Origin of the sequence: Lactobacillus hominis DSM 23910 = CRBIP 24.179, from assembly GCF_000296835.1 — a bacterium.
Lineage (GTDB): Bacteria > Bacillota > Bacilli > Lactobacillales > Lactobacillaceae > Lactobacillus > Lactobacillus hominis.
Genome location: NZ_CAKE01000002.1, coordinates 58,884 through 71,296, shown reverse-complemented (window position 1 = coordinate 71,296; position 12,413 = coordinate 58,884). Strand labels below are relative to the sequence as shown.

19 protein-coding genes, 1 other RNA gene and 1 other annotated feature are annotated in these 12,413 nt (G+C 34.6%); of the genes, 19 read left to right on the top strand and 1 reads right to left on the bottom strand.

The window, feature by feature from the left end; genetic code table 11:
* The first annotated feature begins 72 nt into the window (after window positions 1-72).
* From rplA to BN55_RS01435, 7 genes are all read left to right on the top strand, one after another.
* On the top strand, window positions 73-765 hold the full coding sequence (gene rplA, locus BN55_RS01465) for a 50S ribosomal protein L1 (RefSeq protein ID WP_008469820.1): 693 nt from the start codon (window positions 73-75) through the stop codon (window positions 763-765).
* Window positions 766-897: 132 nt separating this feature from the next.
* On the top strand, window positions 898-1,542 hold the full coding sequence (locus BN55_RS01460; RefSeq protein WP_008469818.1) for an amino acid ABC transporter permease: 645 nt from the start codon (window positions 898-900) through the stop codon (window positions 1,540-1,542).
* Window positions 1,529-2,182 carry an amino acid ABC transporter ATP-binding protein gene (locus BN55_RS01455; protein ID WP_008469817.1) on the top strand — a complete coding sequence of 218 codons (654 nt, stop codon included), beginning with the start codon at window positions 1,529-1,531 and terminating at the stop codon, window positions 2,180-2,182. The genes BN55_RS01460 and BN55_RS01455 overlap by 14 nt, the downstream gene beginning before the upstream one ends.
* Window positions 2,182-2,970: an amino acid ABC transporter substrate-binding protein gene (locus BN55_RS01450; RefSeq protein ID WP_008469816.1), complete on the top strand. Its 789-nt coding sequence runs from the start codon at window positions 2,182-2,184 to the stop codon at window positions 2,968-2,970. The genes BN55_RS01455 and BN55_RS01450 overlap by 1 nt, the downstream gene beginning before the upstream one ends.
* Before the next feature lie 34 nt (window positions 2,971-3,004).
* Window positions 3,005-3,127: a sequence feature (ribosomal protein L10 leader region), on the top strand.
* Window positions 3,128-3,167: 40 nt separating this feature from the next.
* Window positions 3,168-3,668, top strand: coding sequence for a 50S ribosomal protein L10 (gene rplJ / locus BN55_RS01445; RefSeq protein WP_008469815.1), 501 nt, complete (start codon window positions 3,168-3,170; stop codon window positions 3,666-3,668).
* 48 nt (window positions 3,669-3,716) lie between these two features.
* Window positions 3,717-4,079: a 50S ribosomal protein L7/L12 gene (gene rplL, locus BN55_RS01440; protein ID WP_008469814.1), complete on the top strand. Its 363-nt coding sequence runs from the start codon at window positions 3,717-3,719 to the stop codon at window positions 4,077-4,079.
* A gap of 114 nt (window positions 4,080-4,193) precedes the next feature.
* Complete coding sequence (locus BN55_RS01435; RefSeq protein WP_008469813.1) at window positions 4,194-5,021, top strand: ion transporter; 828 nt, start codon at window positions 4,194-4,196, stop codon at window positions 5,019-5,021.
* A gap of 26 nt (window positions 5,022-5,047) precedes the next feature.
* Here the strand turns inward: BN55_RS01435 and BN55_RS01430 are convergent, their stop codons facing one another.
* Window positions 5,048-5,275, bottom strand: a complete 228-nt coding sequence (locus BN55_RS01430; protein ID WP_008469812.1) for a hypothetical protein — start codon at window positions 5,273-5,275, stop codon at window positions 5,048-5,050.
* A 98-nt stretch (window positions 5,276-5,373) separates the two neighbouring features.
* Here BN55_RS01430 and BN55_RS01425 point away from each other — a divergent pair, with 98 nt between their 5' ends.
* The 12 genes from BN55_RS01425 (at window position 5,374) to yabA (ending at window position 12,411) form a co-directional block, all read left to right on the top strand.
* Window positions 5,374-5,985: a class I SAM-dependent methyltransferase gene (locus BN55_RS01425; protein WP_008469810.1), complete on the top strand. Its 612-nt coding sequence runs from the start codon at window positions 5,374-5,376 to the stop codon at window positions 5,983-5,985.
* A 124-nt stretch (window positions 5,986-6,109) separates the two neighbouring features.
* Window positions 6,110-6,283 carry a hypothetical protein gene (locus BN55_RS09905; RefSeq protein ID WP_008469808.1) on the top strand — a complete coding sequence of 58 codons (174 nt, stop codon included), beginning with the start codon at window positions 6,110-6,112 and terminating at the stop codon, window positions 6,281-6,283.
* Window positions 6,284-6,377: 94 nt separating this feature from the next.
* Entirely contained in the window at window positions 6,378-6,887 is a 510-nt protein-coding gene (gene tadA, locus BN55_RS01420; RefSeq protein WP_008469807.1) for a tRNA adenosine(34) deaminase TadA, read from the top strand.
* Window positions 6,888-6,939: 52 nt separating this feature from the next.
* An RNA gene (gene ffs, locus BN55_RS09680) (signal recognition particle sRNA small type) lies at window positions 6,940-7,038 on the top strand.
* 56 nt (window positions 7,039-7,094) lie between these two features.
* Window positions 7,095-8,927 carry a DNA polymerase III subunit gamma/tau gene (gene dnaX, locus BN55_RS01415; protein WP_008469806.1) on the top strand — a complete coding sequence of 611 codons (1,833 nt, stop codon included), beginning with the start codon at window positions 7,095-7,097 and terminating at the stop codon, window positions 8,925-8,927.
* A gap of 13 nt (window positions 8,928-8,940) precedes the next feature.
* Entirely contained in the window at window positions 8,941-9,270 is a 330-nt protein-coding gene (locus BN55_RS01410; RefSeq protein ID WP_008469805.1) for a YbaB/EbfC family nucleoid-associated protein, read from the top strand.
* A gap of 1 nt (window position 9,271) precedes the next feature.
* A complete protein-coding gene (gene recR, locus BN55_RS01405; protein WP_008469804.1) occupies window positions 9,272-9,871 on the top strand; it encodes a recombination mediator RecR in 600 nt (199 codons plus the stop codon).
* Window positions 9,868-10,104 (top strand): YaaL family protein, encoded by a 237-nt coding sequence (locus tag BN55_RS01400; RefSeq protein ID WP_008469803.1) that lies wholly within the window; start codon window positions 9,868-9,870, stop codon window positions 10,102-10,104. Before recR ends, BN55_RS01400 begins: the two co-directional genes overlap by 4 nt.
* A gap of 108 nt (window positions 10,105-10,212) precedes the next feature.
* Window positions 10,213-10,854: a dTMP kinase gene (tmk, locus tag BN55_RS01395; protein ID WP_008469802.1), complete on the top strand. Its 642-nt coding sequence runs from the start codon at window positions 10,213-10,215 to the stop codon at window positions 10,852-10,854.
* Between the two features lie 12 nt (window positions 10,855-10,866).
* The gene (locus BN55_RS01390; protein WP_008469800.1) at window positions 10,867-11,196 is read left to right on the top strand and encodes a cyclic-di-AMP receptor; all 330 of its coding nucleotides are present in this window, start codon (window positions 10,867-10,869) and stop codon (window positions 11,194-11,196) included.
* A complete protein-coding gene (locus BN55_RS01385) occupies window positions 11,196-12,044 on the top strand; it encodes a DNA polymerase III subunit delta (RefSeq protein ID WP_008469798.1) in 849 nt (282 codons plus the stop codon). The genes BN55_RS01390 and BN55_RS01385 overlap by 1 nt, the downstream gene beginning before the upstream one ends.
* A 19-nt stretch (window positions 12,045-12,063) precedes the next feature.
* Window positions 12,064-12,411, top strand: coding sequence for a DNA replication initiation control protein YabA (gene yabA, locus BN55_RS01380; RefSeq protein WP_008469797.1), 348 nt, complete (start codon window positions 12,064-12,066; stop codon window positions 12,409-12,411).
* The last annotated feature ends 2 nt before the right edge of the window (window positions 12,412-12,413 follow it).

Genomic DNA, 12,413 nt, shown 5'->3' with positions numbered 1-12,413 from the left:
ATCAAAGTTAACGAATCAAGGTGGGAGAGTTTGAGAAGACTCGTTTGACCACATTTTCAGGAGGAATAATACATGGCAAAGCATGGTAAGAAATATTTAGAAGCAGCTAAAAAAGTTGATCCAACTAAGTTATATTCAGTAAACGAAGCTATGGAGTTAGTTAAAGAAACTTCATACGCTGGTTTTGATGCAACTATTGAAGTTGCTTACAATTTATCTGTTGATCCAAAGCAAGCAGATCAACAAATTCGTGGTTCTTTAGTTTTACCTAATGGTACTGGTAAGACCCAAAAGGTTGTTGTATTTGCTGAAGGTCCACAAGCTGACGCAGCTAAGGTAGCAGGCGCTGACGAAGTTGGTTCAGATGACTTAGTAGAAAAAGTTCAAAACGGTTACTTAGACTTTGATGTTGTTGTTGCAACTCCAATGATGATGGCTAAGGTTGGTCGTTTGGGACGTATCTTAGGACCTAAAGGCTTAATGCCCAACCCTAAGACTGGTACTGTTACTATGGACGTTGAAAAGGCTGTAAAGAACGTTAAAGCTGGTCAAGTTGAATACCGTGTTGACAAGCAAGGTTTAATTCACGCACCAATCGGTAAGGCTTCATTTGAAACTGAAAAATTAGCTGAAAACTTTGACGCTTTACGTGACGTAATTTTACGTGCTCGTCCAGCATCAGCTAAAGGTCAATACATTAAGAGTGTTGCAGTTTCAGCAACCTTTGGCCCTGGTATCCACTTGGATCCATTAAACTTAGTTTAATTTAACAAAGCTATTAAATTAAAAGAATCTGCTACAGATTGAGTGGCAGATTCTTTTTTGTCTTGAAAATAGTGAAATCTTTTGTTTAAATAGGTTAATGTTTTATTTTAATTCTTAAAAAGGATTTCGTTGATGATTAATTATATTTTTAGTATTTTGCCGTCTCTTTTTTCTGGTGCAACTTTAACCATTGAAATTTTTGTTTGGACGACTGTGGTTTCTCTGCCGTTGGGATTATTAGTTGCCTTTGGGCTACTTTCAAACATAAGGATTTTAAAGGCAATTTTAAAATTCTATGTTTGGGTAATCCGAGGAACGCCGCTGCTTTTACAATTAATCTTTATTTTTTACGGCTTGCCAACCATTGGAATTGTTTTTCCTAGATATGAGTCGGCCTTGATAGCTTTTATTATTAATTATGCTGCATATTTTGCGGAAATCTTTCGTGGAGGCTTGCAAGCTATTCCTAAAGGTCAAATTGAAGCAGCTAACATTTTGGGATTGTCTCATTGGCAGACAGTCTATAAAATAATCCGACCTCAAGTTTTTAAGATTGTTTTGCCGTCAATTGGCAATGAATTGATCAATCTAGTCAAAGATTCAAGTTTAGTTTATGTAATTGGCTTAGGGGACTTGCTGCGTGCCGGAAATGTGGCAACTGCACGGGATGTTTCATTAGTTCCTTTAGTATTAGTCGGCGTAGTTTATTTAGCAATGACAGCGATTTTGACTTACATTTTGAGAAAGGTTGAAAAGAGAAGTAATGTCTGGAAATAAAGTTCTTGAATTAAAAGATATAAATAAAAGTTTTGATTCTAAACAAGTTATTAACCATCTCAGTCTTTCTTTAAATAAAGGCGAAATTTTGAGTATTATTGGTCCTTCTGGCGCTGGTAAGACAACTTTAATGAGAATTATTGCTGGTTTAGAAAAAGCTGATACAGGGCATTTTTTCCATTATGGGGAAGAATTTGATCCCAGAGATCGTCAAAATCATTTGGTAGGGATGGTATTTCAAGATTTTAATTTATTTCCTAATTTAACTGTGCAAGATAATATTACTTTAGCGCCGATTATGGTGAATAAAATGGATAAACAAATAGCCGTAAAAGAAGCTGATAAAGTAATGGAGCAGCTAGAAATCTCTTCGCTTAAACGAAGCTACCCTTATCAATTATCTGGCGGCCAAAAGCAAAGAGTAGCAATTGCTCGAGCTTTGCAGATGCAGCCAGAAATTCTTTGTTATGATGAACCTACTAGTGCATTAGATCCTAGCTTAGTTGATAAGGTTAAAGAAATCTTTTTTGAGCTAAAGAAAAAAGGCGTAACGCAAATTGTGATTACTCACGATCATCGCTTTGGTAAGGCGGTCGCTGATAAAGTTTTAGATGTGAAAGCTGCAGGTAGTTTTGAATAATGAAAAAAAGTTTTCGCAATTTATTAATTTCTATCGCGCTATTTTTAATTGTTATAATTTTTGGCTGCAGCAAACGTGCTAATAATTGGACAGCAATTGAACAAAATAAAACTTTAGTAATCGGAATTGATGACAGTTTCGTTCCGATGGACTTTCGTCAAAAAAATGGCAAGTTAGTTGGGTTTGACGTTGATTTAGCCAAAGCAACTGCTAAAAAGTTAGGGTTAAAAGCAGACTTTCAAACAATTGATTGGTCAATGAAAGAAACAGAATTGCGTAATGGCACAATTGATGTTATTTGGAATGGTTATACACAGACTAAAACACGGCGTAAAAAGGTTTTATTTACTAGACCATATCTTAAAAATCAGCAAATCTTAGTTACTAAGAAAAATAGCCAAATCGATTCATATCAAAAAATGAATAATAAGATTTTAGGTGTGCAGACTGGATCTTCTGGTTATGATGATCTAATTTTTAAACCTAAGATTTTAAAAAGACGTATTAAAAATTTAGTTTTATATGATACATATAACGAAGCTTTTATTGATCTAAAAGCTGGTCGAATAAATGGTTTGCTAATTGATAGCGTATATGCCAATTATTATTTAAGTCATAGTAAATATAAAAATGAGTTTCAAAAAGTTAGTTTGCCATATCCACCAGAAGAATTTGCTGTTGGTGTAAGCAAAAAAGATCCCGTTTTACGTGATAAATTAAACTCAGCACTAAAATCGCTGCAAAAAGATGGGACAATTAACAAATTAAAAGAAAAATGGTTTAAATAGTATTTGACATTTTATATTATTCCTGGTAAATTAGTGTACGAAGTAAATTCTACCTAAGACTCGGGTGGCGTTAAGCCTTAATATCCCGCCGAGGCCAGAAAAACAAAGAGTTATACAACTCCACGTCTTTTTGGCGTGGGGTTTTTAATTTCGGCAGATAGAATTTATCTGAATAATTAAATTTGGAGGTGAATTCATTGAGTAAAGCTGCTATTGCTGCTAAAGAAAAACTTGTTGCCGACTTCGCTGAAGAACTTAAGGAAGCTAAAGCTATTTTAGTTATTGATTACTTAGGTTTAACTGTTGAAGAAGTTACTAACTTACGTAAAGATCTTCGTGATTCTAACGTTAAGATGAAGGTTATCAAGAATACTTACTTAAGACGTGCTGCTGAAAAAGCTGGTATCGAAGGTTTAGATGATACTTTTGTAGGTCCTACTGCTGTAGTTTACACTGCTGATGCAGATGACATTACTGAACCAGCTCGTATTGTTTCTAAATACGAAGATGATATCGATGCATTATCAATTAAAGGTGGTATGCTCGAAGGTAAGGTTGCCAGCCAAGACGAAATCAAGAAGCTTGCTTCTATTCCAGGTCGCGAAGGCTTACTTTCAATGCTTCTTTCTGTATTGCAAGCACCTGTTCGCAACGTGGCATATGCTGTTAAGGCTGTTGCTGATTCTAAAGACGAATAATAATATTTCGTTTAATTTTAATAAATATATTTTTGGAGGAAACTTATAATGGCTTTAGATACTGATAAGATTATTGAAGCTTTAAAAGGTGCATCAATTCTTGAATTGAACGACTTAGTTAAAGCTATCGAAGATGAATTTGGCGTTTCAGCTGCTGCTCCAGTTGCTGCTGCAGGTGCAGGTGATGCAGGTGCTGCTAAGACTGAATTTGACGTTGAATTAACTGACGTTGGTCAAGAAAAAGTTAAGGTTATCAAGGTTGTACGTGACATCACTGGCCTTGGCCTTAAGGACTCAAAGGACCTTGTTGATGGTGCTCCTAAGAACGTTAAGGAAGGCGTTTCTGAAGACGAAGCTAACGACATCAAGGCTAAACTTGAAGAAGTTGGTGCTACTGTAACTGTTAAATAGTTATAGGTCCTAATAATAAAACCTCTAAGCTATGCTTAGGGGTTTTTATTTTGCCCATGTTATAAATAGTTGATTCTAAGTATCATTAACCCTTAGAATGAAGTTATGGAGAATATGAAGAAAGATAAAGCATATAAAATTATAATGGCAATTTTAGCCATTATGGATATTGTTTTAATCGTGCTGGATTTTGCAGGATTATTAAATATCAATCAATCGAATTCTAGTTGGTTTTGGCTGAATAATATCATTTTGATTGTTTTTGCTATTGATTATTTCTATCGATTTTATCAAGCAAAAAATAAAAAAGATTTCGTTAAAAATCATATTTTTGATTTACTAGCTATAATTCCTGTCGGTCTAGTATTTAATTGGATGCAGTTAACGAAGATGGGAGATATAGGTTTATATTTCCGTTTATTGCGTTTAATTAGACTAGCCGGTTTAATTGGAAAATTGCATGAATTATTAAATACCGGCGGTATTTTGTATATTTTGTATTTTAGTATCACTTTTTTGATGCTGGGCTCTGTCGCAATTTCAATTACTGAGCATGTTTCACTAGATAAGGCCTTTTGGTGGGCGATTACGACTGCAAGTACGGTCGGTTTTAGTGATATTTCTAAAGACACAATTACTCCAGAATCTTTAATTGGGAAAATAGTTATTCTAGTTATGATTTTGGTCGGAGTAGGCGTCATGGGGATGGTTACGAGTTCCTTGACAGCCTATTTAATGCGGCGTAATGCTGGTAAAAATATCTTGCGAGATCATGACAATATTGAACTTATCTTGGAAAAATTAGACAATCTAGAAAAACAAAACGAACTGCTAATGAAGCAAACGAAAAATATGCAAGATGAAATCGATAATTTAAAGAGTAAAAATCAAAAGCCTACCCAGTGGAATAAATTTCGAAGCTGGATTAAGTCAAAAAAATAAGGACTGCAAACTGCAGTCCATGAATTTTAGTATAAGTGCATGTAAAGGCGCAAAACAATTGCAAAGATAAAGTAAACAGCGGAAAGAACAATAATTACCCAACCACAAGTAATCCAAAATCTAGCCCAGGTTTGCTTGCTAGTTTCAAGTTTTTGACCAAATACTTTGCCTTTACCTTTAATATTAAAACCGATCAGTAGAGAAATTACTCCTGCTACAATTAATACAATAAAAATTGGAATAGATATGTCCATAAAAAACTTCTCCTAATTAATTAACTCCCTCTTATTATAAAACTAAAAAAGTGAAAGTAAAATATATATAATGTTTAGGGAAAAGTAAGGTGATAAAAATGACAAATGAAAAAAATCAAATGTATTTTGCCAGCAATCCAAATAGTAAACATGATGAGCACTTAATTGATTATCGCATTGATGGGGTTGATGTGAAGTTTTATACCGATGCCGGCGTATTTTCTAAGATGCGAGTAGATTATGGTTCAGGTGTTTTAATTAAGGCCATGAAGGACCAAACTTTTCCTAAAGAGGGTATTCTTGATGTTGGAACAGGGTATGGCCCAATTGGCCTATTTGCTGCCAAATTTTGGCCTGATCAAGAAGTGGAAATGGTCGATGTTAATGAACGTGCATTAGAATTGGCTAGAAGAAATGCACAGCTAAACAATATTGATAATGTGAATATCCGCCAATCAAATATTTATGCACAAGTGGATAAAAAGTTTGGTTTAGTTTTAACTAATCCACCAATTCGAGCAGGTAAAAAAGTTGTCGACGAAATTATTGTTAAAGCAAAAGATCATTTGGTTGATGACGGCTTAGTGTTAGTAGTAATTCAGAAAAAGCAAGGCGCTCCAAGTGCCAAGAAATTAATGACGCAAGTGTATAGTGAATGTGAAATTTTAGCGCGCGATAAGGGATATTATATTTTAGCTAGTAGAAAATGATATATTGGTATTGTATTCATATATATTAATGCTATATTGAAAAGCGTAAATATAGAAAATATTAGTAACTAATGTTATAATGTAAGCGGTAACAGTAGAGGAATGAATTGAAAGAAGCCTTATTATGAAAGTTATTAATATTATTTTGACGCTTGTTGTTTTGATTGCTACAGTCAGCTTAGTTTTAGTAGCAGTTAATGGTAATAAAGTTTTTGGTGCAACTGGTTTAGCATTGATTTATTTTGCTGGTTCAGCTTGGTATTTTATCCAATCTTATACTTTAAAAAAGAGATCTTAAATATAAATTTGAATAATAAGTAAAAGTCAGTCTGGTACTGGCTTTTATTTTTTTCTAAAATAGAGGTAATTATTTTCTTTAAGAAAGGAATTGCATGTTAACTAAAGATCAAAAAGAAAAATACATGAAGCTAGCTTTTGAACAAGCGCATCTTGCACAAGATCAAGGCGAAGTTCCAATTGGTGCAATTGTTGTAGATAATAGCGGTAATGTGATTGGAAAAGGCTATAATCGCAGAGAATTAGATGAAGATTCAACTCAGCATGCTGAACTAATCGCGATTCGCCAGGCTTGTCATAAAATGAATTCATGGCGCTTAGTAGATTGCAGCTTATTCGTGACGCTTGAGCCATGTTCAATGTGTGCGGGAGCAATTATCAATTCACGCGTTAAAGAAGTTTATTATGGTGCTTTTGATCCAAAAGCAGGAGCAGCAGGCAGCGTTGTAAATTTATTCACAGTGGAAAAGTTTAATCATCATCCTCAGGTTTTTGGAGGTTTATATAAAGATCAAGCTGCCGAGATGTTGAAAAGTTTTTTTAGGCAAATAAGAGAAAAGCAAAAAGAGCAAAAGTTAAGTTCTCAAGAAAAAGATAATGGATAATGCATTCGTGATAATACATTATGAATGTTGAATGCACCGCATAAATATGGTAAAATTTTTATCGGGCAATGTCCTTCTTCTGAATCGTGTCAGGACCGGAAGGTAGCAGCACTAAGGTTGCTTGGGCATGTGCCTTTTTTTGAGAAATTAAACATAACTCTTAACTCTTCTAAGGAGTTAGGAGTTTTTTTTACTAAGGAGATAAAAATGGCTTATCAAGCACTTTATCGTAAGTGGCGACCACGAACTTTTGATGCGGTAGTGGGACAAGAAGCGATCACGGATACTTTAAAAAATGCGATTAAGCGTCAAAAGATTTCTCATGCCTTTTTATTTGCAGGTCCTCGTGGAACAGGTAAAACCTCCTGTGCTAAGATTTTTGCAAAAGCATTGAACTGTACTAATCTGCAAGATGGCGAGCCATGTAATGAATGTGCCAACTGTAAAGCTGCTGATCAAGGTTCATTAAACGACATCATTGAAATTGATGCCGCTTCAAATAACGGCGTTGATGAGATTCGTGAGATTCGGGATAAAGTTAAATATGCTCCAACTCAAGGAAAATATAAAGTCTATATCATCGACGAAGTACATATGCTCTCAATGGGAGCTTTCAATGCGCTTTTAAAGACTCTAGAAGAGCCACCAGAGCACGTAGTCTTTATTTTGGCAACAACAGAATTACAAAAAGTTCCGGCTACTATTATTTCAAGAACGCAGCGCTACACTTTCAAAAGAATTGATAGTCAAGATCTAGTTAGTCGTATGACTTATATTTTGAATCAAGAAGGCGTTGAATTTGAGCCAAAAGCTTTAGACATTATTGCTCAAGTAGCTGATGGTGGTATGAGAGATGCACTCAGCATCTTAGATCAGATTTTGTCTTATGACCAAGATAAAATTAAATACGAAGATGCATTGAAGATTACCGGTTTTGCTGATCAAGAAAAAATAGAAAATTTATTGCTTGATTTAGCTAACCAAAAATCTGACGTTGCTCTTAAAACTGTCAAAGAATTGCTTGATAATGGCGCTTCTAGTAAAAACATTTTAGATGAAATCATCGCTTTAAGCGTGAAAGTAATGATGGCTTTAAAAGGCGATACTGCGCAGACTTTTTTCACTGAAAATTATCAAGATAAAATTAAAGGTATTGCTGTTAATAAGCTTTCACAAATAGTTGATTTGGCCAATCAAGCTTTAAACGACCTGCGATATACTAACCAGCAGCAAATTCCTTTAGACGTATTTGTTGTTAAAACAAGCCAAGATGCGCCAGTAGCGCAAGCTTCTAATAACAGTGCTACTTCAAGCGTGGACAGTCGTGAAATTACTGATTTAAAAAAGCAGATCTTAGATTTACAAACAAAACTCGATAATCTGCTTAAGTCAAATACTCAAGTAGGATCGCAAACCGCTAACTTTTCAGGCAAAATTAAAGGTGACTTTAAATTTAATAGTCAGCCAAACCAAAAAGCTGATACAAATACTCAGACTGAAGAAAAGCCTAAAGCAATAAAAAGAAAGCTTAATAATTCTAAAGTTAGCCAAGATAGCAACCGTAAGCAGGTATATCACGTCTTAGAAAACGCTACTAAGCAAGATATTGCGACAATTAAGGATATTTGGCCAGATTTACTTTCGACATTGGCGGTTTCGCAAAGAGCAGTTTTAGAAGTTTTAGAGCCTGTAGCTGCTAGCAGCAAGCAAGTTGTTTTAAAATGTAAGTATGAATTATGGTTTGAGCGAGCAAATAAAGATAATGCGCTAATTAATGAATTAGAAGCTAAAATTGCGACGCTAACTAAGCATAATTATGATATTGTGTTAGTAGCTGATTCTTCATGGCTCCAAGTTAGAAAAGACTTTGTGGCTAGCCATAAAGAAGAATTACTTGCTAAAAAATTACAAAAAATAGATCATAAAGAGCAAGAGGCTAAAAAAGACGCAGATAATAACGTAACTAAAGAGCAAAAAAAGCAAGTTGTGGATAAAGCAAAGGAACTTTTTGGCGATTTAGTTACAATTAAGGATGAATAGGGAGAATTTCAAAATGAGTAAAAGACCTAATTTTGGCGGTATGGGCATGGGAAACATGCAAAATTTAATTAAGCAAGCTAAAAAAATGCAAAAACAAATGGAACAAGAACAAGCTAATTTATCTACGCAAGAATTCGTTGGCAAATCTGCAGATGATTTAGTAATTGCTACTTTTAGTGGCGATCGTAAATTAAAAGATTTAAAGATTGATAAAGAAGCTATTGATCCTGATGATCCAGATATGTTACAAGATTTAGTTATCGATGCTGTTAATAAAGGAATTAATGAAGTAGAACAAGCTACTCAAGCTTCAATGGGAAAATATACTAAAGGTTTGATGTAAAATGCAATATCCATTACCAATTGCACGTTTAATTGAAAGTTATATGAAATTGCCGGGAATCGGCGAAAAAACAGCTACAAGGCTAGCTTTTTATACTCTTGATATGCCACAAGAAGATGTTAGCGATTTTTCTAAGTCTTTAATGCAGGTTAAAAGCGATCTACATGCTTGCTCAATTTGTGGCAATATAACTGAAAGCGACCCTTGTGAAATTTGCCGTAATCCTGAACGAGATCAATCAACGATTATGGTTGTTGAGCAGCCTAAAGATGTCATGGCATTTGAAGAAATGGGCGAATATAACGGCTTATATCACGTTCTTGGTGGAGTATTATCACCGATGGATGGGGTCGGACCTGAAGAAATTAATATCAAGAGTTTGATTACTCGTTTGCAAAAAAATGATGATGTAAAAGAGATCATCTTAGCTTTAAATTCAACTCCTGAAGGTGAATCAACAGCAATGTATATTAGCAAGTTGATTAAACCAGCTGGTATTAAAGTTTCACGCTTAGCTGCAGGGTTAGCTGTTGGTAGTGATATTGAATATGCTAATGCAATTACTCTTAAAAGAGCTGTGCAAGGGAGAACAACATTATGATTGGACATAAAAACAAAGTCAAAAAAATCGGCGATGAAATGCTAATTGATGTAATTTCTCGCTTGCAAAAACAATTAGCTAACCAAAAAATGTTTGATCAAACAACAGTCGATTATTCCGACGATAATCGAATCGCTAATAAAATTCTGCAAGCAAAATATAATTTTCTTTATGAAGAAGCTCGTCGGAGAAACACAAAATCTAGTAGCTCAGATAGCGTAATTACACAATAAAATGTGCCCATCTTTGGTGGGCCATTTTTTGTAAACTTTATCTTAAGGAAAAATACAAGACTGTTTTTAATTTTTAGTTTACAGTACAATTCCATTTGGAGGAAAAAAATGAGCGGATATTTAATTACTTTTGAAGGTCCAGATGGAGCTGGCAAGACAACAATTATTAATGAGATTATGAAGACTTTTCCCAATGAGGTAAAGCATCCCGTAATTGTCACGCGTGAACCAGGTGGTTCTAAGATCTCTGAGACAATTAGAGATATTATTTTAGATCCTAATAATAAGGAAATGGATGATCGTACTGAAGCTTTGCTTTATGCAGCCCAGCGTGGTCAACATGTTAACGAAGTTATTCGTCCAGCTTTAAAAGAAAATAAAATTGTTTTTTCTGATCGTTATATTGATAGCTCCCTAGCTTATCAAGGAGTGGGTAGAGAATTAGGAATCAATGAAGTTCAGATGATTAATGATTTTGCGACAGATCATTTAACGCCTGATTTGACTTTGTTTTTTGATATTGATCCAGCCCAGGGTTTAGCCAGGATCGAGAAGTTGCGTCCGGATAATGAGGATCGTTTAGAGCAGGAAAAGCTTGCCTTTCATGAAAAGGTTTATCGTGGCTATCAACAGATTCTTAAGAAATATCCTGACAGGATCAAAGTTGTTGATGCCAGTGCTCCAATTTCTGATGTAGTTGAGCAAAGTGTTAAAATAATAAGAAAACAATTGCCAGAGATTTTTAAGTAAGGATATGAGTATATGAAATTAATTCTTGCGATTGTACAAGATAAAGACGCTAGTGCATTAGCTAGAGAATTTGTTCAAAAAGGCGTACGGGCTACTAAATTAGCTACTAGCGGCGGCTTTTTAAGAGAAGGAAACACTACTTTTATCATTGGTATTGATGATGAAAAAGTTGATGATGTAATCTCAATTATTAAAAAGTCGTCTCATACCCGCGAGCAATACGTATCACCGAATATGAATATGGATGCAGCAGGCACTTCGATGATCAGCCAACCAGTGAAAGTTACCGTCGGTGGAGCAACCGTCTTTGTATTGCCAGTAGAGGCATTTGAGCATTTCTAATGATTGATTTTAAAAATGCGGGTAAAGAGCAAACTGAGTTTTTAAAAGATGCCTTTCTTCATAAAAAAATAGCCCATTCATATTTATTTGTAGATCCAATGCAAGTTAAAGGTATTGCGACTGCTTATTGGCTAGCATGTTTGTTTAATTGCACTGGTGAAAACAAACCAGATGGAACTTGCAATGAATGTCAAAGAATTTTAAGCGGCAATCATCCAGATGTTTTTTTGGTCGATTCAGATGGTAAAAAAACTTTATCAATTGATCAGGTGCGTCCCTTAAAGCAGGAACTGTCTAAAAGTCCTGTTGAAGGAAATAGACGTTTTTTCTTTATTAAAGATGCCGAAAAATTAACTTTAGCTGCTAATAACGCTCTTTTGAACTTACTGGAAGAGCCAGTTGCGCCAGTTGTAACTATTTTGATTACTAATAATGAAAATCAAATTTTACCAACTGTTCGTTCTAGAACTCAGATTATCAGTTTTGAGAATGAAAAAATTGACTCGCTTAAAAGTGCGTTACTTGAATATGGACTAACTGCTGATGAGATTGAAGAATTAGGAAATACTGATTCTCTCGAACAAGAAGTAAAATATCTTTATCAAGAACTCTTTGAACATAATGATTTAGCCTTAGTTAGAGCATACCATTTAGCGCAATCAGCAAGTCTAGCTAAGCAAAAGTTTGTTTTTTACTGGCTAAAAAGTTTATGTCTTCAAGATCTCGATCAACATAATAATGTTCAGCAAGTGTCGCATTTGTTAGATTTATTAATCCAATGCGATAAGATGCAGACGAGTAATGTTAGTTTTATAAATTGTTTAGATTATTTAGTTTTGAATTTTTAATAGCAAGTAGGTGGCTTCAGTGGATCCATTTTCACAATTATCACAATTACAACAAAGCTTAAAAGCAATGACCAAGACTGTGTCTGGCTTAGAAAATGATATGCTAGATATCTTAAAAGAAAACACGGAATTAAAAGTTGAAAATCAATTGCTGAGAGAAAAGATCGCTAAATTAGATAAAAAGAGTGAAAATCCTGCTGGAAAATCGCAAGCTGGTCTAAAATCTCTTAGAAATATCTATAACTCTGGATATCATATTTGCAATATGTACTATGGTTCTCATCGTGATGCGGGTGAAGATTGTATGTTTTGCTTGGACATTTTAGATAATTTTGTAAACCATGGTCAAAAGCCACAAAGGAAATAATC